The organism is Rhodanobacter thiooxydans (assembly GCF_021545845.1).
Classification (GTDB): domain Bacteria; phylum Pseudomonadota; class Gammaproteobacteria; order Xanthomonadales; family Rhodanobacteraceae; genus Rhodanobacter.
Map to the genome: position 1 here is coordinate 2,552,069 of NZ_CP088923.1, position 23,551 is coordinate 2,575,619.

20 protein-coding genes and 1 tRNA gene are annotated in these 23,551 nt (G+C 67.9%); 8 read left to right on the plus strand and 13 right to left on the minus strand.

Annotation, left to right across the window (positions count from 1 at the left end):
- The first annotated feature begins 316 nt into the window (after window positions 1–316).
- The gene (locus tag LRK53_RS11470; protein WP_027492472.1) at window positions 317–3,463 is read left to right on the plus strand and encodes an Rne/Rng family ribonuclease; all 3,147 of its coding nucleotides are present in this window, start codon (window positions 317–319) and stop codon (window positions 3,461–3,463) included.
- Between the two features lie 80 nt (window positions 3,464–3,543).
- Here LRK53_RS11470 and LRK53_RS11475 read toward each other — a convergent pair whose 3' ends face one another.
- The 5 genes from LRK53_RS11475 to tpiA form a co-directional block, all read right to left on the minus strand.
- On the minus strand, window positions 3,544–4,197 hold the full coding sequence (locus LRK53_RS11475; protein WP_027492471.1) for a response regulator: 654 nt from the start codon (window positions 4,195–4,197) through the stop codon (window positions 3,544–3,546).
- Window positions 4,198–4,335: 138 nt separating this feature from the next.
- Window positions 4,336–4,581: a hypothetical protein gene (locus LRK53_RS11480; protein ID WP_027492470.1), complete on the minus strand. Its 246-nt coding sequence runs from the start codon at window positions 4,579–4,581 to the stop codon at window positions 4,336–4,338.
- A 286-nt stretch (window positions 4,582–4,867) separates the two neighbouring features.
- Window positions 4,868–4,952, minus strand: a tRNA-Leu gene (locus tag LRK53_RS11485).
- Between the two features lie 11 nt (window positions 4,953–4,963).
- Entirely contained in the window at window positions 4,964–5,425 is a 462-nt protein-coding gene (secG, locus tag LRK53_RS11490; RefSeq protein WP_027492469.1) for a preprotein translocase subunit SecG, read from the minus strand.
- A gap of 7 nt (window positions 5,426–5,432) precedes the next feature.
- On the minus strand, window positions 5,433–6,200 hold the full coding sequence (tpiA, locus tag LRK53_RS11495; protein ID WP_027492468.1) for a triose-phosphate isomerase: 768 nt from the start codon (window positions 6,198–6,200) through the stop codon (window positions 5,433–5,435).
- Window positions 6,201–6,325: 125 nt separating this feature from the next.
- On the opposite strand from tpiA, the gene LRK53_RS11500 reads away from it, so the two are divergent.
- Complete coding sequence (locus LRK53_RS11500) at window positions 6,326–7,135, plus strand: SDR family NAD(P)-dependent oxidoreductase (RefSeq protein ID WP_027492467.1); 810 nt, start codon at window positions 6,326–6,328, stop codon at window positions 7,133–7,135.
- 59 nt (window positions 7,136–7,194) lie between these two features.
- On the plus strand, window positions 7,195–7,869 hold the full coding sequence (locus tag LRK53_RS11505; RefSeq protein ID WP_027492466.1) for a DUF6445 family protein: 675 nt from the start codon (window positions 7,195–7,197) through the stop codon (window positions 7,867–7,869).
- 45 nt (window positions 7,870–7,914) lie between these two features.
- Here LRK53_RS11505 and LRK53_RS11510 read toward each other — a convergent pair whose 3' ends face one another.
- The 4 genes from LRK53_RS11510 to orn form a co-directional block, all read right to left on the minus strand.
- On the minus strand, window positions 7,915–8,850 hold the full coding sequence (locus tag LRK53_RS11510) for an isopenicillin N synthase family dioxygenase (RefSeq protein WP_027492465.1): 936 nt from the start codon (window positions 8,848–8,850) through the stop codon (window positions 7,915–7,917).
- 98 nt (window positions 8,851–8,948) lie between these two features.
- Window positions 8,949–10,301, minus strand: coding sequence for a phosphoglucosamine mutase (gene glmM, locus LRK53_RS11515; RefSeq protein ID WP_027492464.1), 1,353 nt, complete (start codon window positions 10,299–10,301; stop codon window positions 8,949–8,951).
- Between the two features lie 44 nt (window positions 10,302–10,345).
- Window positions 10,346–11,260, minus strand: coding sequence for a dihydropteroate synthase (gene folP, locus LRK53_RS11520; RefSeq protein ID WP_037089483.1), 915 nt, complete (start codon window positions 11,258–11,260; stop codon window positions 10,346–10,348).
- A gap of 33 nt (window positions 11,261–11,293) precedes the next feature.
- Complete coding sequence (orn, locus tag LRK53_RS11525; protein ID WP_027492462.1) at window positions 11,294–11,860, minus strand: oligoribonuclease; 567 nt, start codon at window positions 11,858–11,860, stop codon at window positions 11,294–11,296.
- Window positions 11,861–11,931: 71 nt separating this feature from the next.
- Between orn and sbcB the strand changes: the two genes are divergently transcribed.
- Window positions 11,932–13,386: an exodeoxyribonuclease I gene (gene sbcB, locus LRK53_RS11530; RefSeq protein ID WP_235642120.1), complete on the plus strand. Its 1,455-nt coding sequence runs from the start codon at window positions 11,932–11,934 to the stop codon at window positions 13,384–13,386.
- Window positions 13,387–13,466: 80 nt separating this feature from the next.
- Window positions 13,467–14,153, plus strand: coding sequence for a DUF2461 domain-containing protein (locus LRK53_RS11535; RefSeq protein ID WP_027492460.1), 687 nt, complete (start codon window positions 13,467–13,469; stop codon window positions 14,151–14,153).
- An 87-nt stretch (window positions 14,154–14,240) separates the two neighbouring features.
- Here the strand turns inward: LRK53_RS11535 and LRK53_RS11540 are convergent, their stop codons facing one another.
- A complete protein-coding gene (locus tag LRK53_RS11540) occupies window positions 14,241–15,533 on the minus strand; it encodes an MFS transporter (protein WP_027492459.1) in 1,293 nt (430 codons plus the stop codon).
- A 299-nt stretch (window positions 15,534–15,832) separates the two neighbouring features.
- Between LRK53_RS11540 and LRK53_RS11545 the strand changes: the two genes are divergently transcribed.
- Window positions 15,833–16,663 (plus strand): hypothetical protein, encoded by an 831-nt coding sequence (locus LRK53_RS11545; RefSeq protein WP_185754622.1) that lies wholly within the window; start codon window positions 15,833–15,835, stop codon window positions 16,661–16,663.
- 5 nt (window positions 16,664–16,668) lie between these two features.
- Entirely contained in the window at window positions 16,669–17,922 is a 1,254-nt protein-coding gene (locus LRK53_RS11550) for a DUF4785 domain-containing protein (RefSeq protein ID WP_235642122.1), read from the plus strand.
- Window positions 17,923–17,998: 76 nt separating this feature from the next.
- On the opposite strand, the gene epmA is transcribed toward LRK53_RS11550, so the two are convergent.
- The 3 genes from epmA to rnk are packed head-to-tail and all read right to left on the minus strand — an operon-like array spanning window position 17,999 to window position 21,828.
- The gene (gene epmA, locus LRK53_RS11555; protein ID WP_027492456.1) at window positions 17,999–18,955 is read right to left on the minus strand and encodes an EF-P lysine aminoacylase EpmA; all 957 of its coding nucleotides are present in this window, start codon (window positions 18,953–18,955) and stop codon (window positions 17,999–18,001) included.
- Complete coding sequence (ligA, locus tag LRK53_RS11560; RefSeq protein ID WP_027492455.1) at window positions 18,955–21,366, minus strand: NAD-dependent DNA ligase LigA; 2,412 nt, start codon at window positions 21,364–21,366, stop codon at window positions 18,955–18,957. Before ligA ends, epmA begins: the two co-directional genes overlap by 1 nt.
- Window positions 21,367–21,420: 54 nt before the next feature.
- Window positions 21,421–21,828 carry a nucleoside diphosphate kinase regulator gene (gene rnk / locus LRK53_RS11565; RefSeq protein WP_027492454.1) on the minus strand — a complete coding sequence of 136 codons (408 nt, stop codon included), beginning with the start codon at window positions 21,826–21,828 and terminating at the stop codon, window positions 21,421–21,423.
- A gap of 173 nt (window positions 21,829–22,001) precedes the next feature.
- Here rnk and LRK53_RS11570 point away from each other — a divergent pair, with 173 nt between their 5' ends.
- Window positions 22,002–23,498, plus strand: a complete 1,497-nt coding sequence (locus LRK53_RS11570) for an MFS transporter (RefSeq protein ID WP_051257551.1) — start codon at window positions 22,002–22,004, stop codon at window positions 23,496–23,498.
- Window positions 23,499–23,551 lie beyond the last annotated feature (53 nt).

The window sequence follows — 23,551 nt, forward strand, 5'->3', positions numbered from 1 at the left end:
TAGGATACTCGGCGGGCGCTACATTCAGCCCACCGAAGTCCGGATCGGGCCGGGTGCCCGCCCGTAACGTCGGCGAGGATTGCTCCAGTTGCTTTCGGCGGCCGGTCGCGACTCCCTTTCATCGTAACGGTTTGGGCCGTCGTTTGTCCGATGCCATTGCGGTATCGGGGCGGCAGGCGCAGCTGACCGAATCATCCCGACGCCGGAAACGGTGCCGTTTTTTTTGCCGCTTAACCGCAGCGGCGCGATCCCCGGCAGGCCGCCATTGTGGCGCCACCGTGGCACGCGACGCGCGGCCAAGCCGAGGATTACCACCATGAAACGCATGTTGATCAACGCGACTCAGCGTGAAGAGTTGCGCGTGGCCATTGTCGATGGCCAGAACCTCTACGACCTGGACATCGAAATCCCTTCGCGGGAGCAGAAAAAGTCCAATATTTACAAGGGTCGAATCACCAGGGTTGAGGCTTCACTCGAAGCCTGCTTCATCGAGTACGGCGCCGAGCGCCACGGTTTCCTGCCACTGAAGGAAATCTCCCGCGAGTACTTCACCCCGGGCCTGGACCCGCACAAGGCGAACATCCGCGAGCTGATCAAGGAAGGTCAGGAAGTCGTCGTGCAGGTGGAGAAAGAGGAACGCGGCAACAAGGGCGCCGCCCTGACCACGTTCATCAGCCTGGCCGGCCGCTACATGGTGCTGATGCCGAACAATCCGAAGGCCGGCGGCGTCTCGCGCCGGATCGAGGGCGAGGACCGGCAGGCGCTGAAGGAGGCGCTGGATCACGTCACGGTGCCCGACGATGTCGGCCTGATCGTGCGCACCGCCGGCCTCGGCCGCGACGCCGAAGAGCTGCAATGGGACCTGGACTACCTGCTGACCTTGTGGAAGTCGATCTCCGAAGCGGCCAGCAAGCAGAAAGCGCCGTTCCTGATCTACCAGGAATCGAAGCTGTTCATCCGCGCCCTGCGCGACTACCTGCGCAGCGACATTGGCGAGATCCTGATCGACGACGAGCCGCTGTACAACGACGCCCGCGATTTCATGCAGCAGGTGATGCCCAACGCCCTGCGCAAGCTCAAGCTGTACCGCGACGACACCCCGCTGTTCACTCGCTACCAGATCGAAACCCAGATCGAGAGCGCGTTCGACCGCCAGGTACGCCTGCCGTCGGGTGGTTCGATCGTGATCGACCAGACCGAAGCGCTCACCGCGATCGACGTCAACTCATCCAAGGCGACCAAGGGCAGCGACATCGAGGAAACGGCGTTCAACACCAATTGCGAGGCCGCGGTGGAAATCGCCCGCCAGGCGCGCATCCGCGACGCCGGCGGCCTGCTGGTGATCGACTTCATCGACATGGACAGTCCGAAGCACCAGCGTGAGGTGGAGGATCGCCTGAAAGATGCTCTGAAACTGGACCGCGCCCGCGTGCAGATCGGTCGCATCTCGCGCTTCGGTCTGCTCGAGATGTCGCGTCAGCGGTTGCGTCCCAGCCTCGGCGAAGCCACCCAGATCACCTGCCCGCGCTGCGAAGGCCACGGCCATATCCGCGGCGTGGAGTCGCTGTCGCTGTCTACCCTGCGACTGATCGAAGAACACGCGATGAAAGACAACACCGGCCAGGTGCTGGTGCAGGCACCCACCAGTGTCGCCAACTTCCTGCTCAACGAAAAGCGCGCCAGCGTGGTCGAGATCGAGCTGCGCCACAAGGCGCACGTGGTGATCGTCGCCGACGAAAAGCTGGAGACGCCGCATATCGAGATCCAGCGCATCCGCGAGGCGGACATGGGCGAGCACAGCAAGCCCAGCTACGAGCGCCTCACCGCGGTGGACGCCGTCGAACTGCCGAAGATGGGGCAGACCCTGGGCAGCGGCGAGCAGCCTGCGGTAAGCGGCATCGTGCCCGCCAGCCCGGCGCCAGTGCGCGAGGAAGTCGTTGCGCCGGTCGCCACGGCAGCGCCGGTTGTCCGCCGCCAGCCGGCGGCAGCCCCCGCCCCTGCCGCTGCACCCAGCGGCGGCATCATCTCGCGCCTGTTCGGCTGGTTCCACAGCACGGAGGTGGCGGCACCCGCACCGGCACCGAAACGCACCGACAACGCCAACGACGGCGGCGGCCGCAACCGTCGTGACGAGCGGGGTAACCGCTCCGGCACCGGTTCGAGTGCATCGTCGCCGCGCCAGCCGCGACGCGAGGCCGCCCAGCCAGGCTCGACGAAACCCGCTTCCGCGCAGCAGGCCCGCGGCAACCGCCAGCGCAGCAACGAGGCCCAGGCGCGCCCTGCGCAACAACCCCAGAGCCAGACCGCCAAGGCGGACCGCCAGCCCAAGCCGACCGCGGCAGTCGAGGGCAACCCGGCGCGCGCAGAGCGCAAGCCGAATCCGGCGCAGCCGTCCAAGGTGGAACGCCAACCGCGTGTCGCCGCAGACGAGCTTCCCGCCGTCGCACCACCGGGTGATGCGGCGAACGAAGCCGAACTGCTGCTGACGCCGCCGGCGGCTTCATCCATGCCCGAAGCCGCCGACAACACCACGGATGCCGAGGGCAACCAGTCGCGTCGCCGCCGCGGTCGTCGTGGCGGCCGCCGGCGCCGGCGTCACGATGAAGTCGCCGCTGACGGCACGGGTGTCGACAGCACGCAGGCCCAGGCGCTCGACGACGAGGATCGCGACGAAACCACTGCGACCGCAGACGTCCCGATCGCGCGCACCGAACCGTCGTTGCATGAATCGTCGCCGGTGGTCGCCGCTGGCGAGGCAGCACCGACCATTCCGCCGGTGCGCCAACCGACGCCTGCTCAGCCGAACGAAACGCAAGCCGTGACGCCTGTCGCGACGGCAGCCAGCAGCGCGGTGCCGGTCGCCACGGCATTCAACCTGCCGCCGCTGCCGCCGATTCCGGAGTCGGTGAAGTCCGCCGCGACGATGGCCGCAGCTGACGAACACGAGCTTGTCAGGGTCGCCCCGGTAAGCACACCTGCGCCAATGTCGCCAGCCACCAGCGTCGCGGTGAACAGCGTGGATACACAGGTCGCCAAGGCCGATCCCGCTTCGGCGGCTGTCATCACCGCCGTGGCAACACCGACGACGCTCAGTCGAGCGGCCTCCGACACCACGTCATCAGCGGTCGTCGCAGTGTCGGGTGAAGAACCCGTTTCGACAGCGGTGACCCCGGCAAGCTCGACGATCGCCACGCCGGCCGCAACGGCGACAGCTCCGGCACCGACCGCTTCACTTGTCCATGAGGCCAGCCCGTCGACGAGCGTGGTGTCTCCCGTTGCCGGCATGCCCGAAACGCCGGTTGCAGCCCAGCCTGCGGTTTCGCTGACGCCCCCCAAGCAGGGCGATCTGCTGGCGCAATCGGGGCCTCAGACCAGATTGCTTCCATCCACCGAGGAAAGCGAAGCTGCATCGCCACAGTCGCGCGGCGAGTCCGACGCCCACAAGAGCGACTCGAACGGCTGAGCCGCCACGCCGTGGAGCACGACAAAAAAACCGGACCTGGGTCCGGTTTTTTTTCGCTTCAAGCCACCGACTGCGCGGCATCACGTACCAACATGATGATTCGGCGTATCGATCAGCCCATGCACCGTCATCAGGTGGGCAAGGCTGAGCACATGGTCCACGTGCAGCTTCTCCATCAGGCGCTGCTTGTAGGTGGACACCGTCTTCGGACTCAGGTTGAGCTGTTCACCGATGATCGTCAGCGGTTTGCCGCGCACCAGCATCATCGCGACCTCGAGTTCGCGGCTGGACAATACGTCGAACGGCGAGGCACTGCCGTCGAGAGTGGCCAGCGCCAGCTGCTGCGCTACGGCCGGGGCAAGATAGCGGCGGCCATTGGCCACCTGGCGCACGGCGGACACCAGTTCGTCGGCGCCGCAACCCTTGGTCAGGTAACCGAGCGCGCCGGCGTCGAGCAGGCGTTTGGGGAAACGCGCGTCATCGACCACGGTCACGATGACGACGTGGGTGGACATCTTCGAGCGGCAGACGCGCTCGGTGAGCTCGATCCCGCTCATACCGGGCATATGTACATCGACCAGGGCGATGTCGGGCCTCAGGCTCCGGATCAGCTGCAGGCCCTCCTCGGCGCTGCCCGCCTCGCCACCAACACGGATGTCCGGTTGTTGCTGCAGGATCATTCGGAAGCCGGTGCGAACCAGCTCGTGATCGTCCACCAGGACCACATTGATCACTTGACGCCCTCCTTGGTTGGGCTGCATGAAATTAGGCTGCGCGAGGCACCTTTGCAAGTGGCTCGTCGCTCGACACTCACGGTGCGGGATGCCCTCCGGAAGCAGCTGCACCGGTGGGTTCCAACATCAGCGAATGGCTTAGCTCGCCAGCGCCGCGACGGCATCACTGGTGTCGCCCCAGCCGTATTGCGCCAGCACGATCGCGCCGGTCGGCCCCGGCATTTCCACGCAAACCGGATGCCCGAGGCGCCCGTGCTCATCGCGAGCCATCTCGCGGGCAAGCTTGATTGCAGCCGCGAGCTGCAGGTTGCTGAACAACGTGACCTGGCCGCGACGAACATTCCAGTCACCCGCAGCCGCCTGCCCCAGCGAAATCGTCACCATGGACCCCATCCCCCTTGCCGCGAGGAGCCTGCAGCGGCGTGACAGCCGGCCTACCCTCGTGGTCGGCGCAATGTGTCACGGCGATGGCAGCGGATATGTCGGCCGGCGCCTACGCTCCCTGTACGGGAAGCGTGTTGCGATATCCGCACCTATCCCCAGCATGCGTTCGTCGTGCCGACCTGCGCCCTTTGGTCAGGGCGTTTTCCCCTCCCGCTCGTCGCAAACAAAAAAAACCGCCAAAGACGGTTTTTTTAAGCTCCTGCGACGTTCAGCGAAGCCATCAATATGGTGCCCAAGAGGGGACTCGAACCCCTACGACTTGCGTCGCTACCACCTCAAGGTAGTGCGTCTACCAGTTCCGCCACCTGGGCAGGTGTGTTGCTCAGTGTTTCGCCGGCGGCTCGGTGGCTGCCGGTACCTCGCCCTGACTCTTGGACGGGGCGGGAGTTGCCGTCGGCTGTGCGGCCGGAACGGCATTGTTGGTTGCCGCGGGAACCGCCGACGGCACTTCCGTGCCAGCCGCCGACTTGGCCGGCGTCGTCTTGCCGGCGGCAGGCTTGTCGGCGAGTGACCCCATCACACCCAGGTCTTGCGTGTTGGTGTGCGGCGCACCGTTGCTGTGCAGGTAGATGCCCATGCCGAGGCTAAGCAGGAAAAACAGGCCAGCCAGGACGCCGGTCGCACGGGTCAGGAACGTGGACGAGCCACGCGCACCGAACACCGTGGCCGAAGCGCCGCCGCCGAAACCCGAGCCGGCATCCGCACCGGCACCGTTCTGCAGCAGGATCAGCACGATCATCGCCGCGGCGATCAGGATGTAGAACACGCTGAAAATGACGAACATAAGGTTTCTATTGAGCCTGTGGCGCCTGATGCGCCGCAGCGCAGATTCCAAGGAAATCCGATGCAGCCAGGGAGGCCCCGCCGATCAGCCCTCCATCCACGTCCGCCTGCGCGAACAGTTCCGCGGCATTGGCCGCCTTGACGCTGCCGCCGTAAATCAGTCGGGTCAGACGGGCAATCATAACATCTTCTTTTTCCAGTTGGCTACGAATGAAGGCGTGCACCTGCTGCACCTGTTGCGGGCTGGCGGTACATCCGGTGCCGATCGCCCACACGGGTTCATAGGCGATTACCGCGGTGTCGAAGCTGGCCACGCCGTTGAGTGCCAGCACCGCCTGCAGCTGCCGCGTGATGACTGCCTCGGTTTCGCCGGCCTCGCGCTGCGCCAGGGTTTCGCCCACGCAAAGGATCGGCGTCAGGCCGCCGGCGCGGGCCGCGGCGAACTTGCGCGCCACCAGCTCGTCGCTCTCGCCGTGGTACTGGCGCCGCTCGGAATGGCCGACCAGCACCCATTGCACGCCAACGTCCGCCAGCATGGCGGCGGAGACTTCGCCGGTATACGCACCCTGCCCTTCGTGCTCGCTGACGTCCTGCGCGCCGATGCCCACGCAGGAGCCGGCATGCTGCCTGGCCAGTTCGGCCACATAAGGAAACGGCGGAAGCACCACCACGTCGACGCCGTCGGGCGCGCAGGCGGCAATGTCGTCCACCAGCGGCTTGGCCATCGAACGGCTGCAATGCATTTTCCAGTTGCCGGCGATGAGTTTCTTGCGCATGGGCTGCTTCCGCTGCGGTCAAACGGCAAGCTTACCGAGGGGCCCCGGGATCGGCAAATCGGCGGACCACTGGCGCCGGTTCGCCGGTGCGCTCAAGAATGACGGCCCATCCGAAGGAATTGCGCATGACTGTCGCTCGCCCGCTCAGCCTGGTCACCGGCGCCTCCTCCGGCATCGGCGCCGCGTTTGCCCGGCAACTCGCCACACTCGGCCACCAGCTGGTGCTGACCGCGCGCCGCGTCGACCGGCTGGAAACTCTCGCTGCCGAGCTTCGCGAGCGGCATGCGGTCCAGGTCACCGTGCTGCCGCATGACCTGGCCGATCCAGCTTCGCCACGAACGCTGTGCGATGAACTCGACCAGCGTGGCCTGCCGGTGGACTGGCTGGTCAACAATGCCGGCTATGGTGTGCCCGGTACCTTCGTCGCGAACGACTGGGCCACCCATGCGGATTTCCTGCAGGTGCTGCTGACCGCGCCGACCGAACTGGCCTGGCGGCTGCTGCCGGGCATGCGCCAGCGCGGCCATGGCCGCATCATCAATGTCGCCTCGCTGGCCGGGCACGTACCCGGCCCGGCCGGACACACCCTGTATGCAGCCAGCAAGGCTTACCTGATCAAATTCTCGCAGTCGCTGGCGCTGGAGAACCACGCGGCCGGAGTGCACGTGTGCGCGCTGTGCCCGGGCTTCACCTGGTCGGAATTCCACGACGTCACCGGTACCCGGGACAAGATGAACCGGTTGCCCGGCTTCATGTGGCTGAGCGCGGAGGAAGTCGTGCGCCAGGGCATCGCGGCGGTCGAGCGCGGCGATGCCGTGCATATTCCCGGCAGGGTCAACCGCGCCATCAAGACGCTGGTGCAGCTGCTGCCGGACCGGCTGGCCCTGCGGCTTTCGGCGCGCGAATCGAAGCGCTACCGGAACACCCAGGTCTAGGCGTGCCGTAAAAAAGCGTCCCGCCACCAGCCACGACCTCGCCACGGCCACCGATCCCCATGTCCCTGTTTCCGACCCAGATGCGCCCATTGCCCTACCGCAAGCCCGTCGAGGGTCGCGACTACTGGGTGGTAGACGACGTGCTGCCGAAGGTCGGCGACGTGCGCGCGCGTTGCCTGGCCCGGTCCGACTGGGAAATGGGTTATCCGTACACCGGCGAAGTCTGGCCGGGAATGCGTGCCATGCCTGCGTTGCTGGATGTGGAACTGGCGGCGCTGGAAGCAAGGGTATGCCAGCTCACCGGCGCGAAGAAGCTGTGGGTCGAGCAGTCCGAAGCCGGCACCCGGCTCAATCACAATTGCGTGCAGGTGGTCGGCGCGGTGGAGGGGGCGGTCAAGCCGCACACCGATTCGTCGAATCTGTGCCGCTATGCCGCGGTGCTGTACCTCAACCCCGACGTGCCCGAACACTGCGGCACCAGCTTCTTCTGCCAGCGCATGCCCGGCGGCCAGCTCGGCGGTAACATCGTGCTGCCGCCGTACCGCAACCTGGCCGAGGCGCTGGGCAATCGCTTCGTGCAGCCCAACGCCTTCGTCGAGGACGTGCGCGTGGGGCACCGCTGCCACCGCCTGCTGGTCTACAAGGCCAACCTGATTCACAGCGCCAGCGCGTACTGGGGTCTGGACGGGATCGACAGCAAGCGCATGACCGCGGTGTTCTTCTGGATGGCCTGACCGTCGAACCAGCCCCGCCAGCTTCTCCGAATCTGGAATCCCGGCTCAGATCAGCTTGATCTCGCGCAAGCGCTGCAGCAGGTACTCGTGCGAGGTGATCGAGCTGTCGTAGCGGCGCGGGTTGTCCGCCGTGATGCATGAATCGAGCGGGTCCAGCACCACATCCGGATTCGGATGCAGGAAGAACGGCACCGAATAGCGCGGCTTGCGCGCGTTCTCATTCTTCGGGTTGACCACGCGATGCGTGGTGGACGGGAACACGTGGTTGGAGAGCCGCTGCAGCATGTCGCCGATGTTCACCACGATGGCGTCGCCCTCGGTGGTGATCGGCAGCCACTCGCCCTCGCGGGTGAGCACTTCCAGCCCTTCGGCGCTGGCGCCGACCAGCAGGGTGATGAAGTTGATGTCCTCGTGCGCGCCAGCGCGCACGTTCGGCACGTTCTCGTCGGTGATCGGTGGGTAGTGGATCGGCCGCAGGATCGAGTTGCCAACGTCGGTCTTGTCCTCGAAGAAGTTCTCCGGTTCGCCGATGTGCAGCGCCAGCGCGCGCAGCACGCGGGTGCCGAGCTGGTCCAGTGCCTCGTACAGGCCGTAGCCGTATTGCCTGAAGTCGGGCACCTCGACAGGCCAGAGGTTCGGCGGCATCACGTCGGCGAATGTCGAGTCGCGCGGGATCTCGCGGCCGATGTGCCAGAACTCCTTGAGGTCGGCGTGCTGGCTGTCCTTGGCGGTTTCCACCTTGAACGGGGTGTAGCCGCGCGCGCCGCCACTGCCGGCGACGTGGTACTTCATCTTGGTTTCGGTGGTCAGCGCGAAGAAGCGCCGGAACGCGTCGTACGAGCCGTCGATCAGCTCGCGCGCGATGCCGTGGCCGCTGATGCAGCAGAAACCGAATTCGCGGTAGGCCGCGCCGATCTCGGCGACGAAGGCATCGCGGTCGGTGTCGTAGCGGCGGATGTCGAGGGTGGGAACTTTCTTCATGGCTGTAGTCACCAGGTTGGCGTGCGGTCGGTGCATCCGCCACCGCGGGAGGCGGGGCACGTCGGGCCAGTCCATGGCGACCCGGTACAACTACAGGTTCACGAGCGTTCGGCGGCGGATTTTACCGTTCCGGCGAGCTGTTCCGCCAACTGCTGCACTTCCGCCGGGTCGGCGCCCTCGACGGTGACGCGCACCAACGGCTCGGTGCCGGAGGCCCTCAGCACCACCCGGCCGCGGCCGCGCAGCACCTGTTCCACTTCGGCCAGTGCCTGCTGCACCTGGTCGCTGGCCAGCGCCTCGCGGGCGCCGGCGGCGCGCACGTTCAGCATCACCTGCGGCATCTTCTGCAGGCCCTGCCGCGCGGTGGCCAGATCCTCGCCGGATTGCGCCAGCGCTTCGAACACCGCAAGCGCAGCGATGATCCCATCGCCGGTGGTGGCGCGGTCCAGGCACAGGATGTGGCCGGAGGTCTCTCCGCCGAGCACGCCGCCCTGCTCCTTCAACTGCTGCAGCACGTAGCGGTCACCCACGTTGGCACGCAGCAGCGGTACGCCGAGTCCGGTCAGCGCCAGTTGCAGGCCATAGTTGCTCATCAGGGTGCCGACCACCGGCCCGTGGAGTTTCGCCTGCCCGTGCCAGCTGCGCGCCAGCAGGTAGAGGATGTCGTCGCCGTCGGCGAGCACGCCGTTCCGGTCAACCAGCTGCACGCGGTCGCCGTCGCCATCGAACGCGATGCCGATGTCGGCGCCATGCGCCAACACCGCCTGTTGCAGCGCCTGCGGATGGGTCGAGCCGACCTCGCGGTTGATGTTGAAGCCGTCCGGCCGGTCGCCGATGGCGATCACCTCGGCACCCAGTTCGATAAACACCTTGGGCGCCACCTGATAGGTCGCGCCGTGGGCGCAGTCCACTACCAGCCGCCACCCCTGCAGGCTGAAATCCTCGGCCACGGTGGACTTGCAGTACTCCGCGTAACGGGCCACCGCGTCGTCGATCCGGCGCGCCTTGCCGAGCCGCTCCGAGGCCACCGTGGCGAATGCGGCGTCGACCTCCTGCTCGATCGCCAGCTCGACCTCGTCGGACAGCTTCTCGCCGTCGGCGGAGAAGAACTTGATGCCGTTGTCGTGGTGCGGGTTGTGCGAGGCGCTGATCACGATGCCGGTCTGCGCGCGCATCGAGCGGGTCAGGTAGGCCACCGCCGGCGTCGGCATCGGGCCGAGCAGGCCCACGTCGGCACCGGCCGCGACCAGGCCCGCCTCCAGCGCGGCCTCGAACATGTAGCCGGAGATGCGGGTGTCCTTGCCGATCAGCACCTTCGGCCGCTTGCTGCCGTCACGCGCCAGCACGCTGCCGACGGCGCGCCCCAGCTTGAGCATGAAATCCGCGCTGATCGGCCACTGCCCGACCAGCCCGCGGATACCGTCGGTGCCGAAATACTTGCGTTGGGTCATGGGCTGCCTGATGGGGTGGTCGATGGGGAAAGGGAAACGGCAGCTCAGTCGTCGTCCGGCCAGCGCGGCATGGCGGGTTTGTCGGCACGCCGCGGCACGGCATCGACCGCATGCACCGCCTGCCACACCGCCAGCGCGTCGACGGTTGCGGCCACGTCATGCACCCGCACCATGCGCGCACCGCGCTGAACGGCTACCAGCGCGGCTGCCACGGAACCGGCGGTGCGCTCGGCAGGCACCGCCCTGCCGGTCATCTCGCCGATCATCGTCTTGCGCGACAGCCCGATGTACGCACCGCTGCCGAGATCGGCGAAACGTTCCAGCGCGCACAGCAGCGCCAGGTTGTGCTGCAGCGTCTTGCCGAAGCCGAAGCCCGGGTCGACCATCACCTTGCGCCGGTCGATGCCGGCCAGCTCGCAGGCGAACAGCCGATCGGTGAGGAAGCGGTGAACCTCACCCACCACGTCGTCGTAATGCGGCTCGGCCTGCATGCTGCGCGGCTCGCCCTGCATGTGCATCAGGCACACCGGCACGCCCAGCTCGGCCGCCGCGGCCATCGCGCCGTCGCGGCGCAGCGCGTACACGTCATTGATCATGCCGGCACCGGCGGCTACCGCCGCGCGCATCACCTCGGGCTTGGAGGTGTCGATCGCGATCGGCAGCGTGGTGCGCGCAATCAGCTGCTCGATCACCGGCAGCACCCGGCGCAATTCTTCCTCGACCGGCACGTCGGCCGAGCCGGGACGGGTCGACTCGCCGCCGACGTCGATCATGTCGGCGCCCTGCTCCGCCAGCGCCAGGCCATGCGCCACGGCCGCTTCCAAGCTGTCGTGCGTGCCGCCGTCGGAAAACGAATCGGGGGTGACGTTGAGGATGCCCACCACCCGCGCGCGGTCGAGCCGCAACAGGCGCCCGGCGCAATCCAGCACCGGCGCCAACAAATCGTTCGACATACTCATGACCTCATCAAATGTTCGGAAGCGGTGCCGCGCTCAGGCTTCGACCCGGCCGCCCAGCTCGCCCATGTAGCGACGATAATGGCGCAGCTCGGCGATCGAGTCGCGGATATCCGACAGCGCCGTATGCGCCGATTCCTTGCCGACGCTCTTGGCGATCTCCGGCGCCCAGCGCCGGGCCAGCTCCTTGAGCGTGGAGACGTCCAGGTTGCGGTAGTGGAAATAGCGCTCCAGCCGCGGCATCTGCCGATGCAGGAAGCGGCGGTCCTGGCAGATCGAGTTGCCGCACATCGGCGACTTGCCCGGCGGCACCCACACGCGCAGGAAATCCACCGTGGCCTGCTCGGCCATCGCGTGGTCGGTCTCCGATATCAGCACCTGCCGCCACAGACCCGACTTGTGGTGCTGGTTGCAGTTCCAGCTGTCCATCGACTCCAGCCGGTCGATTTCGTGACGTATCGCGAAGGCCGGCCCGTCGGCCAGCACGTTCAGCTCCTTGTCGGTGACGATCGTGGCGATCTCCAGGATGGAGTCGTTGTCGGTGTCGAGGCCGGTCATCTCCAGATCGATCCAGATCAGGTTGTCTTCGTGCGCTTGGCTCATGGGCTCTCCTTGTGGGAGGAAGTTTATCAGCCCCATGCCGGCGTGGCTTTCGGCCATGCGATCATGGCCCGATGCAGACCTTTTTCTGGCACGACTACGAGACCTCCGGCGCCGACCCGCGGCGCGACCGCCCGCTGCAGTTCGCCGGCATCCGCACCACGCCGGAGTTGGAGATCGTCGGCGAGCCGGTGATGTTCTACGGCCAGCCGTCGCGGGAGATGCCGCCGCATCCCGACGCCTGCCTGATCACCGGCATCACGCCGCAACAGGCCGAACGCGAAGGGCTCGGCGAGGCGGAGTTCGCCGCCCGCGTGCACGAACAGCTGGCGGCGCCGGGCACCTGCGGCGTGGGCTACAACTCGCTGCGCTTCGACGACGAATTCACCCGGCAGATGCTGTACCGCAATTTCCACGAGCCGTACGGCCGCGAGTGGGAGAACGGCAATTCACGCTGGGACCTGATCGACCTGGTGCGTATGTGCCAGGCGCTGCGGCCCGAGGGCATCGTCTGGCCGACCCGCGAGGACGGCTCGCCCAGCTTCAAGCTGGAGCACCTGGCCAGCGCGAACGGGCTCACCCAGGAGCGCGCCCACGATGCGCTGTCGGACGTCCGCGCCCTGATCGAGCTGGCCCGGCTGATCCGCGTGCGCCAGCCGCGGCTGTGGGACTGGTACTACGCCCTGCGCCGCAAGCAGAAGGTGTTCGAGCTGCTCGACGTGGTGAACATGACACCGCTGCTGCACGTTTCCTCGCGCTACCCGGCCAGCCGCCACTGCCTGGCCGTGATCGCGCCGCTGGCGGCGCACCCGAGCCGGCCCGGCGAGGTGATCGTGTACGACCTGGCCACCGACCCCGCCGCCTGGCTGGCGCTGGACGAGGAGGAGATCGCCGACCGCATCTTCACCGCGCGCGCCGACCTGCCCGAGGACGTCGAACGCATCCCGCTGCGCACCGTGCGCGCCAACCACGCGCCGGCGCTGGCGCCGCTGTCGGTGCTGCAGGGCGTAGACCTGTCGCGCCTGCAGCTGGACCTGGCCCGTTGCCAGGCCCATCGCGACGTGCTGCACGCCGTCGACGGGCTCGCCGAAAAGCTGCGCCGCGTGTTCCAGCGTGCGGCCGAACTGCCGCCGCCGGAAGATCCCGAGCTGGCCCTGTACGGCGGCGGCTTCCTGCCCGATGCCGACAAGCGCCTGCTGGCGCAGGTACGCGCCACGCCACCCAGCGAGCTGGGCACGCGCAGCTTTCCGTTCCGCGACCCGCGCTATCCGGAGTTGCTGTTCCGCTACCGCGCGCGCAACTGGCCGGAAACGCTGGACACGGAGGAATACGCGCGCTGGGAGAACTTCCGCCGCGCACGCCTGACCACCCACACGCCGCTGACCGGGCTCACCCTCGGCGACTATTTCGCCCGTCTCGCCGAACTGCGCCACGCCCCGCAGGCGCAGGACAAGCTGCCCCTGCTCGACCAGCTGCAGGCCTGGGGCGAACAGCTCGCCGCCAGCATTAACGATAATTCCTCCACGTAGGGCGGGCACCGCCCGCCTCTCCGGCATCCCGAAAATCCGGCGGGCACTGCCCGCGCTACCGAGTCTTTCGACAACCCGCCATGCCCCAACGCTATTTCACCCCCGCCACCTTCCGCTTCCTGCGCGCCGTCGAGCGCAACAACAACCGCGACTGGTTCCACGCGCACAAGGACGACTACGAGCGCCACGTACGCGAGCCGTTCCTGCAGCTGATCGCCGACCTGCAGGCGCCGCTGGGGAAGATCAGCCCGCACTACCGCGCCGACCCGCGCAAGAACGGCGGCTCGCTGTACCGCATCTACCGTGACACCCGCTACTCCAACAACAAGCTGCCGTACAAGTCGTGGCAGGGTTCGCGCTTCTTCCACCAGCGTCGGCACGAGATCCAGGCGCCCGGTTTCTACCTGCACATCGAGCCCGGCGAGTGTTTCGCCGGCGGCGGCATGTGGCACCCCGAACCCGATGCGCTGAAACACATCCGCGAGTTCCTGGTCGACAACCCCGCCGCGTGGAAGCGCGCCACGCAGGGCAAGGCGTTCCGCGAGCATTTGAAATTGGGCGGCGAATCGCTGGTACGCCCGCCGCGCGGCTACGACCCCGCCCACGAGCTGATCGAGGACCTCAAGCGCAAGGACTTCATCGCCACCACCGCGTTCGATGAAGCGCTGGCCTGCTCGGAGGAACTGCTGCCGTGGACGGTGGCCACGTTCAAGCGCGTCGCGCCGCTGGTCGACTACCTCTGCGCGGCACAGGAGCTGGAGTTCTGACCCATTCGACCGTAGGAGCCCGTTCGCGGGCGATGCCTTGAAAGCCGGGATTCGGGATTCGCAAGAGCATCGCCCGCGAGCGGGCTCCTACGCGTGGCGGCGACGAAGCTGTGTGTACGCCACGGCGATCCCGATGATAGCGGTGAGCGCCACGTAGTGCGCCGGCGCCAGCACGCCGAATGGCTTCAGCAGCCAACCGATCAGCGGCGGCGTAAGCCCGCCGAACAGCGCATAGGCGATGTTGTACGAAAACGACAGGCCGGAAAAGCGCACCGGTGGCGGAAACGCCGCCACCATCAGCGCCGGCACCACGCCGACCACGCCCACGGCGAAGCCCGCCAGCGCGTACAGCGCGACGAAATGCACGGCACCGGCCTGCAGGTCGATGTACAGCGCGTAACCGCACGCCAACAACCCGATCGCACCGGCCAGCAGCGCACGCGCATGGCCGATGCGATCGGCCAGCCAGCCGTAGAAGAGGCAACCCAGCGCCAGCGCGAACGAAGCCACGCTGTTGCCGAGGAACGCACGCGCGGGCACCACATGGAACACCGACTGCGCCAGCGTCGGCGTCATCAGGATCAGCACCACGATCGCCGCGGTGAGCATCCAGGTCACCAGCACCGACAGCAGCACGCCGGGCAGGTGCCGTTCGAACACCAGCCGCAGCGGCAAGCCCGAAGCCAGCTCCTTGCGCGCATGCATTGCCTCGAACACCGGCGTCTCGCTGAGCCAGCGACGCAGCCACACCGCGACGAAGCCGAACACGCCGCCGGCCAGGAATGGCAGCCGCCAGCCATGGTCGAGCACCTCAGTCGGACTCATGCGGCCGTTGATCGCCGCGGCTACCAGCGAGCCGATCAGGATGCCCACGGTGAGCCCCGAGGTGAGGCTGGCGCAGGCAAAGCCGATCCGCTTCGGTGGCACATGTTCGGCCACGAACACCCACGCACCGGGCACCTCGCCACCCACCGCGATGCCCTGCACCACCCGCAGCAAAAGCAGCAATAGCGGCGCCAGCATGCCAATCTGGGCGTACACCGGCAGCAGGCCGATGGCCAGGGTCGGTACCGCCATCAGGAATACGCTGAGCGTGAACATCCGCTTGCGCCCCAGCGTGTCGCCGTAGTGCGCCATCACGATGCCGCCCAGCGGCCGCGCCAGGTAACCCGCGGCGAAGATGCCGAACACCTGCAACTGGGCCAGCCACGGTGTGGTGTCGGGCGGAAAAAACAGGTGGCTCAGCGGGATCGCGAAGAACACGAACACCACGAAGTCGTAGAACTCCAGCGCGCCGCCCAGTGCGGAGAGCAACAAGGTTTTCACGTCGCGCCGGCGCAGGCGGTCGGAGGGAAAATTGTCGACGGGTGCAGCCTGCATCGCGTGTGCATTCCGGCCATGACCAGCGCGCAACCTTAGCAGCGGCGCCCGCCGCTGCCATTGTGCGGTTGCGTCAAGACGCAGTCGTATGGCGCTGCTAGAGTCCATACCGTGCCGCACGGTCCGGGGGGATCGGACGGCACGTCCCGACGATGCCTCGCTGGCATCACCCGTAGTCGATCTGCCTGCAGCACAGGTGGCTTGGCGCACCTGTGGCTGCATGCGGCCGGCTCCACCCGCGGCGCTTCGCCGCTTCAAGGGGAGAGACTCAAGTGCGACGCACAACGACGATATTGTCCATGCTGCTGGCCTGCGCCACCGCGCAGGCCACCACCACCGGGGTAGCGCTGGTGCACGGCACCGGCAGCCAGACCGACGCCTACAACGACTACTGGCAGGCCGCCATGGTCGAGGGCGTGCGCAACGGCCTGACCGACCGCAGCAACCTGCTGGTGGTCAACTGCGACTTCAACCAGTACATGTGGGACGACCGCGCCGCCGGCTGCCTGGCCGGCCAGCTCACCAGCTTCATCCAGAACCGGCAAATTGACCGCCTGATCGTGATCACCCACTCCAACGGCGGCAACGTGATGCGCTGGATCCTGTCCAACCCGACCTGGGACGCGCGCTACCCGGCCATCATCAGCCGCATCGCCAAGGTCGACGCGCTCGCCCCGTCCAGCGCCGGCACGCCGCTGGCCGACGCGGTGATCGCCGGCAACGTGTTCGAATCCGCACTGGGCTGGCTGCTCGGCTACAAGACCGACGCAGTGCGCCAGCAACAGGTCGGCTGGATGGCCGTCTACAACCAGCAATACCTGCTCGGCACCAGCGGGCGGCCGGCGCTGCCGGTGCCGTTCCGCGCGGTAGTCGGCACCGACGTGGTGTCCGGCTTCTGGAGCAGCCAGGCCTATTGCGGCGGCTATGCGCAAAGCGTGGGGCTGGAGCTCACCCAGAACTGGCTGAACAGCTGCTCGGATGGCTTCATCGAGTGCTCCAGCGCGTCCGCCGCCGGTACGGTGTGGTTCCGCGACACGCAGCAGACCGGCGGCTCCGTGCTGAACCACAACCAGAGCCGGCGCGCCTGCTTTGGCCTCGAATCCATTCTCGCCAACGACGTCAGGGGATGATCGCCATGAAGCCAAGCATTCTTGCCAGCGCCCTGCTGGCGATCTGCCTCGCCGCGCCGGCGACGGCCGGCACCCAGGCCCTGCTGCCACCGCAGCAAGGCGACATGGTGCCGACCGTGTTGCAGGCACGCGTTGCCATGCCCCAGTCCGTGCAGGCGATGGCGGCGACGCCGCAGATGCATGTGGAACACGCCCCGCTCAGCGTGAACTGGCCGCTGCCGCACGACGTCGCGTTGCAACCACAGCCGCAACCATTCGCGCGCAGCAGCCGCGAGTACTGGCGCGACGTTTCGGCCAGCGAACTGCAGCAAGGTCTGCCGCTGCCACTGAGCGCACCTGGTGCCATCATCCGGCTCAGCCCCGGCGACGCCGCGGTCGGCAAGCTGGATCCGGCTGGCGTGCACCTGCAACTGGGACGCCAGTCGCTGAACGCAAATACCGCCAGCCGCCAGGTTGTCGATGCCATCGCCCTGCACGCCGCCGGCATGGACGTGCCGGCCGCGTCGATGGCCATGCAGCTCAGGCCCGAACTCGGCAGCGGCGTCGCCACCTTGCGGGTGCCGGCAGCCAGCGGCCGCTACGTGGTGCACGTGTACGAGCCGCAGAGCCCGTTCACCGTCACCGCGAAAGCCGACCGCGACGATCTGCTGCTGGGGCGCGGCGTGCAGGTGCGCGTGGCGCTGCACGATCAGGGCCGCGACATGCCGCTGGGTTCGGTCGGCGGCCTGTTGCGCGCGCCCGACGGCAGCAGCACGCCGCTGAACTTCCGCCGCCAGGCCGATGGAAGCTTCACCGTCGATGTCCGCCCGCGCAGCATCCCGACCACGCCGGGACTTTGGGAAGTACACAGCTTCACCACAGGCAGGGACGCCGCCGGCAACGAGATCCGCCGCGATACCACCACCGTGTTCGCCGCGGCCGCACCGGTAGCCCGCCTCAGCGGGTTGGCCGACACCGCCCGCGCCGTCGACCGGGGCATCGACATCACACTGGGTCTGACCGCGCAAACGGCCAGCCGCTACGCGGTCTCCGCCGTGCTGTACGGGCGCGGCGCCGATGGCTCGATGGTGCCGGCCGGGTTCGCGCAGTCGGCGGCGTGGCTGCCGGCCGGCGACGGCCGGCTCACCCTGCACTACGACCCGGCCAGCCTGCAGGGGGTTGGCGCGCCGTACGAACTGCACGACCTGCGCCTGCAGGACCAGCCTGCAGTGGGCCTGCTGGAGCGTCGCGCACTAGCGATGCGCTTCATCGCGCCGTAGCCACCTTCCGGAAGATCGTCAGCGATCATGCCGCGGCCCCTCCCGACCTCGGGGCCGCGGGTTTCGGGCAGCCGCATCAGGCTTCGGAAAACGCGAACGCCAGCACGTCGGCGATCGCGTCGGTGTCGGCCAGGCACATCAGCAGGCGTTCCACACCCAGCGCCACGCCGGCGCAATCGGGCAGCGCGTCGAGCACGCCGAGCAGGCGCTCGTCCAGCGGGACCTCGCGCAGGCCGCGTGCGCGGCGGCGGGCGTTGTCGCGTTCGAAGCGCGCGCGCTGCTCGGCCGCGTCATTCAACTCGTGGTAGCCGTTGGCCAGTTCGTAGCGGCCCAGGTACAGCTCGAAGCGCTCGGCCAGCGGCGGTTCGCCGGGGCGGATCCTGGCCAGCGCGCACTGGCTGGCCGGGTAGTCGTGGATCACCGTGATGCGGTCGCGCGGAAACGCCGGCTGCAGCTTGTGCGTGATCAGCAGGTCCAGCCAGTCGTCGTGACCCAGGCCCGCCGGATCGATGCCGGATTCGGCCAGCGGCGCGCGCAGCGTGTCGATGGCGGCGTGCGCCGGGTCGATGCCCAGCTCGTCGAGGAACAGCTGGCGGTAGCTCGTCACCACCAGCTCGGCGCGCCGCCCCACCATCGCCAGCGCCGCCTCGACCAGCGCGACGGTTTCCTGCATCAGCTGGCGATGGTCCCAGCCGACGCGGTACCACTCCAGCATGGTGAACTCGGGATTGTGCCGCCCGCCCGCCTCGCCGTTGCGGAACACCCGGCCCAGCTCGTAGCAGTCGCCGATACCGGCGGCAAGCAGCCGCTTCAGCGGATGCTCCGGCGAGGTGCGCAGCCAGCGCTCGCGCGCGCCGGCGTCGACGTGGCCGCTGAACATCGTGCTGAAGCCCTCGATGTTCGGCTCGGTATTGCCGGCGGCGGAAAGCATCGGCGTCTCCACCTCAAGCACGCGTTGCTCGGCAAAATACGCGCGCACCAGCGCGTACAGCCGTGCGCGCAGTTGCAGGGCGGCGAGCGGGACACGGCCCATCAGGCCGCCTCGTGCTTGCCGAACAGGCCCAGCAGCTGCGCCTCGTCCCACACCGGCACGCCAAGCTCCTGCGCCTTGTCCAGCTTGGAACCGGCCGCCTCGCCAGCGACCACCACGCTGGTCTTCCTCGACACCGAACCGGACACCTTGGCGCCCAACGCTTCGAGTCGCTCTTTCGCCTCGTCGCGGCTGAGCGACGCCAGCGTACCGGTGAGCACGAAGGTCTGCCCTTGCAGCGGTGCCGTCGCCACTTTCGCCGAGTGCGGGATCGCCCTGAGCAGGCGCTGCATCGCCGCCTCGGCCTCGCGCAACCGGGCCAGGGCGACCGGGTCGGCGAGATGGTTTTGCAGGCTGGTCGCCGCGGCCTGCGGCACGCCAGCGGTGATCCAGTGCGCCGGCCCGCCGGACAGCAACTGGTCGAGCGTGGGGAAGTGTTGCGCCAGCAGCGCGCAGCTCTTGGGGCCGAGCTTGTTGATGTCGGCCATGCCCAGCAACACGCCGAGGTCCAGCCGCGCGCGCAGCAGCGGCGACGGCGCGCCCTCGTCGCTGAAGGTGATGCCGGCGGCGAGCAGCGCGTCGACCACCTGCTCGTTGCCCGCTTGCGCAAAAAAGCCGGCGATCGAGGTGGCCACTTCGCTGCCGATATCCGGCAGCACGCGCAGCACCGCCGCCGGTGTGCTGCGCACGAACTCCAGCCGGCCCAGCCACGCCGCCAGCGTCTTCGCCGTGCTCTCGCCGATGTGCATGATGCCCAGCGCGTACAGGAAGCGCGCCAGCGTGGTGTGCTTGCTGGCCTCGATCCCGGCCACCAGGTTTTCCGCCCACTTGGTCGCCACCTTGCCGGCCTTCACCGTTTCCGGCGCGGTGCCCCCAGCCTCCGCTGGGGCAGGCTTCCGCTCGTCGATGCGCCGCTTCATCTCGACGAAATCGTCCACGCCCAGGCCGTACAGGTCGGCCGGCGAGTGCACGATGTCCAGCTCCACCAGCGCCTCGGCGAAGCGTTCACCCAGGCCATCGATGTCCATGGCGCGGCGCGAGGCGAAGTGGATCAGCGCCTCCTTGCGCTGCGCGGCGCAGATCAGTCCGCCGGAGCAGCGATAAGCCGCCTCGCCTTCCTCGCGCAACAGTTCCGAGCCGCACACCGGGCAGCGCGCGGGCATGTGCCAGGGATGCGTATGCGGCGGCCGCAGCTCAATCATCACGCGCACCACTTCCGGGATCACGTCGCCGGCGCGGCGCACGATCACCGTGTCGCCCACGCGCACGTCCAGCCGGGCGACCTGGTCGGCGTTGTGCAAGGTGGCGTTGGTGACGGTGACGCCAGCCACCTGCACCGGCGCCAGCCGCGCCACCGGGGTGGCGGCGCCGGTGCGGCCGATCTGGATCTCGATTGCCTCGACCGTGGTGGTCTGCTCCTGTGCTGGGAACTTGTGCGCGATGGCCCAGCGCGGCGCACGGGAGACGAAGCCCATCTTGCGCTGGCCGGCGTAGTCGTCCAGCTTGTAGACCACGCCGTCGATGTCGTACGGCAGGCTGTCGCGCTTGCCGCCGATGCGGTGGTAGTAGGCGATCAGCCCGTCGAAGCCGCGCGCGGTGTCCACTTCCGGCGATACCGGGAAGCCCCACTCGCGCAGCTGGCGCAGCGTGGCCGAATGGGTCGGCGGCAGCTCGCCGCCCTCGACCTCGCCCACCGCGTAGGCGAAGAAACTCAGCCGCCGTTTTGCGGTGACCGCCGGGTCGAGCTGGCGCAGCGAACCGGCCGCGCCGTTGCGCGGGTTCGCCAGCGGCTTCTCACCGTGCTTGCGCGCGTGTTCGTTGAACGCCTCGAAATCCTTGTGCAGCATGATCACTTCACCGCGCACTTCGAGCACGTCGGGCCAGCCCTTGCCGCGCAATTTCAACGGGATCGCCCGCACCGTGCGCAGGTTGGCGGTCACGTCTTCGCCGGTCTCGCCGTCGCCGCGGGTGGCGCCCTGCACGAACACGCCGTGCTCGTAGCGCAGGCTGATCGCCAGGCCGTCGAGCTTGGGTTCCACCGAGAAAACGGGTTCGCTCCGTTTCGTGGTCTGTTCGATGCGCCGCTCGAACTCGGCCACCTCGCGGAAGCGTTCGCGATCGCTGGCGCCGTCCTGCTCGAACGCGTTGCCCAGCGACAGCATCGGGATCGCATGGCGCACCTCGGCAAAGCCACCGCTGGCACGCGCGCCGACCTTGCGCGTCGGCGAATCGGCCGTGGCCAGCACGGGGTATTCGGCCTCCAGCGCCTCCAGCTCGCGCATCAGCCGGTCGTACTCGGCGTCGGTGATGTCCGGGTCGTCGAGCACGTGATAGCGGTAATTGGCCTGCTCGATCTGCGCCCGCAGCGCGGCGGCGCGGGCGACAGTCTCGGCCGGGGCCGGGCGTTCGGTCATGCGGGTCTCCATCGGATCTCCCCGCAGTTTAACGACACCGGCGCGCGATGCGACTCAGCGGTGGAAGTGCCCCGCCGCTTCCGGCTGGTAGGCGATCTTCAGCACCTTCAGGCGACGCTTGCGGCCGTCCGGCGTGGGCCAGTCGATCTGCTGGCCCTGCGCCAGCCCGAGCAACGCGCTGCCCACCGGCGCCAGGATCGACACCGTGCCGGGCGTACCGGCGGCCGCCGGATACACCAGGGTCAGGGTCAGCTTTTCGCGATTGCTCTCGTCCTCGAAGGTGACGGTGGAGTTCATCGTCACGATGTGCTCCGGCATCGCTGCCGGCTCGACCACATCGGCACGGTCCAGTTCCGCGCGCAGCGCATCGAGCTTGTCGGCCTCGACGGCCGGCAGGCGTTCCAGCAACGCTTCGATGCGTTCCATGTCGATGCGGGAAACAGTGATCGGTGGCTTGCTCATGACTTTTCCTGATACTCGCGGCTCCTGCCGCACAAAAGCACACGCCGGAACGAAGCCGCCCCGGCGCGTGTGGTTGTCAATGGCCGTCATGCCTATCTGGGCATGACTGGCAGTAAAACAAGACTCACTGTGCGGATACCGCCGACGAAAAGCAAGCTGTCGTAGCAGCTACTATGCCGGAAATGGCTCCCCACACCGCCGCGGACCCCCACGCCGTCGCCTCTGGCGCCCCCGTGCCAACGACGGAGGCGGCTGGTCTGCGCGAGATTTCCACCCGCGAGCGTTTCCGCGGCCTGCTGTGGCTGGTCGCCGCCGCGTTCTTCATGCAGGCGCTGGATTCCACCGTGGTCAACACCGCGGTGCCGGCGATGGCCGAGGCGCTCGGGGTGACTCCGCTGGGCATGCGCACCGCGCTGACCAGCTACGTGCTGACCCTGGCGATCCTGATTCCGGCCAGTCCGTGGCTGTGCGACCGTTTCGGCACGCGGCGGGTGTTCGGCGCGGCGATCATGGTGTTCGGCCTGGGCTCGCTGCTGTGCGGCATCGCGCAGACGCTGCCACAGCTGGTCGCCGCACGCGTGGTGCAAGGGGTCGGCGGCGCCGCGCTGATGCCGGTGGGGCGCTACGTGCTGGTGCGCAGCATCGACAAGCGCGAGTTCGTGCGGGCGATGAGCACGGTGGCCACGTTCGGCCTGCTCGGCTCGGTGCTGGGGCCGCTGCTGGGCGGCGTGATCGTGGAGTTCACCTCGTGGCGGCTGATCTTCCTGATCAACGTGCCGGTGGCGCTTGCCGGCGTGTGGATGAACCAGCGCGACATGCCCGACTACCGGCTCGACCGCGCGAACCGCTTCGACCTGCCCGGCTTCCTGCTGTTCGGTGCCGCCTCGGCCTTGCTGCTCACCGCCTCGGAGCTGGCCGGCAGCACACCGGCACCGTGGCTGTGGATGGGTCTGTGCGCGCTGCTCGCCGTGCTGCTCGGCGCAGTCTACGTATGGCACAGCCGGCACACCGAGCATCCGGTGGCGGACCTGACCTTGCTGAAAGTGCGCAGCGTATGGGTGTCGCTGGCCGGCGGGCTGTTCACTCGGCTCGGCATCTCCGGCATGTTCCTGCTGCTGGTGCTGTTCCTGCAGGTCGGTTGCGGCTGGTCGCCGCTGATGGCCGGTCTGATGATGGTGCCGCAGGCGCTGGGCTCGATCATCGCGAAGTGGGCAGTGAACCGGGCGCTGGTGCACTACGGCTACCGCCGCCTGCTGCTCGGCAACACGCTGATCGTGGCCGCGCTGCTGGCCGCGTTCGCCCTGCTCGGCCCGAGCTCACCGGTGTGGGTGATCGCATTGCTGACCTTCGCCTACGGCGGCTTCGCCGGCCTGCAGTACACCACCATGAACACGCTGATCTACACCGACCTGGACATCCGGCATGCCTCGATGGCCTCGTCGATGGCCTCGACCGTGCAGTACCTGGCGATGAGCTTCGGCATCGCGCTGTCTACCTTGCTAATGGAAGCGATGCTGCAGGGACATGCCCACGAGGACTACGTGGTGGCGTTCCGCTGGACCATGGTGTTGCTGGCGGCGATCACCGCAGCGGCCAGCAGCGTGTTCAGCCGGCTGCGTCACGACCGTCCGTTGCCCGATGCCACCGCACGCACCAGCGGCGCTGCCTGATGCGGGAACCTGCATGTAGCATGCAGTCTTTGTCGAAGGCCCAGGCACGCGCC

Bases quoted from the DNA above. Each gene is read 5' to 3' on its own strand.
- LRK53_RS11470 (WP_027492472.1), top strand. From the start codon at position 317: ATGAAACGCATGTTGATCAACGCGACTCAGCGTGAAGAGTTGCGCGTG.
- LRK53_RS11480 (WP_027492470.1), bottom strand. From the start codon at position 4,581: ATGGTGACGATTTCGCTGGGGCAGGCGGCTGCGGGTGACTGGAATGTT.
- secG (WP_027492469.1), bottom strand. From the start codon at position 5,425: ATGTTCGTCATTTTCAGCGTGTTCTACATCCTGATCGCCGCGGCGATG.
- tpiA (WP_027492468.1), bottom strand. From the start codon at position 6,200: ATGCGCAAGAAACTCATCGCCGGCAACTGGAAAATGCATTGCAGCCGT.
- LRK53_RS11500 (WP_027492467.1), top strand. From the start codon at position 6,326: ATGACTGTCGCTCGCCCGCTCAGCCTGGTCACCGGCGCCTCCTCCGGC.
- LRK53_RS11505 (WP_027492466.1), top strand. From the start codon at position 7,195: ATGTCCCTGTTTCCGACCCAGATGCGCCCATTGCCCTACCGCAAGCCC.
- LRK53_RS11510 (WP_027492465.1), bottom strand. From the start codon at position 8,850: ATGAAGAAAGTTCCCACCCTCGACATCCGCCGCTACGACACCGACCGC.
- glmM (WP_027492464.1), bottom strand. From the start codon at position 10,301: ATGACCCAACGCAAGTATTTCGGCACCGACGGTATCCGCGGGCTGGTC.
- folP (WP_037089483.1), bottom strand. From the start codon at position 11,260: ATGAGTATGTCGAACGATTTGTTGGCGCCGGTGCTGGATTGCGCCGGG.
- orn (WP_027492462.1), bottom strand. From the start codon at position 11,860: ATGAGCCAAGCGCACGAAGACAACCTGATCTGGATCGATCTGGAGATG.
- sbcB (WP_235642120.1), top strand. From the start codon at position 11,932: ATGCAGACCTTTTTCTGGCACGACTACGAGACCTCCGGCGCCGACCCG.
- LRK53_RS11535 (WP_027492460.1), top strand. From the start codon at position 13,467: ATGCCCCAACGCTATTTCACCCCCGCCACCTTCCGCTTCCTGCGCGCC.
- LRK53_RS11540 (WP_027492459.1), bottom strand. From the start codon at position 15,533: ATGCAGGCTGCACCCGTCGACAATTTTCCCTCCGACCGCCTGCGCCGG.
- LRK53_RS11545 (WP_185754622.1), top strand. From the start codon at position 15,833: ATGCTGCTGGCCTGCGCCACCGCGCAGGCCACCACCACCGGGGTAGCG.
- LRK53_RS11550 (WP_235642122.1), top strand. From the start codon at position 16,669: ATGAAGCCAAGCATTCTTGCCAGCGCCCTGCTGGCGATCTGCCTCGCC.
- epmA (WP_027492456.1), bottom strand. From the start codon at position 18,955: ATGGGCCGTGTCCCGCTCGCCGCCCTGCAACTGCGCGCACGGCTGTAC.
- ligA (WP_027492455.1), bottom strand. From the start codon at position 21,366: ATGACCGAACGCCCGGCCCCGGCCGAGACTGTCGCCCGCGCCGCCGCG.
- rnk (WP_027492454.1), bottom strand. From the start codon at position 21,828: ATGAGCAAGCCACCGATCACTGTTTCCCGCATCGACATGGAACGCATC.
- LRK53_RS11570 (WP_051257551.1), top strand. From the start codon at position 22,002: ATGCCGGAAATGGCTCCCCACACCGCCGCGGACCCCCACGCCGTCGCC.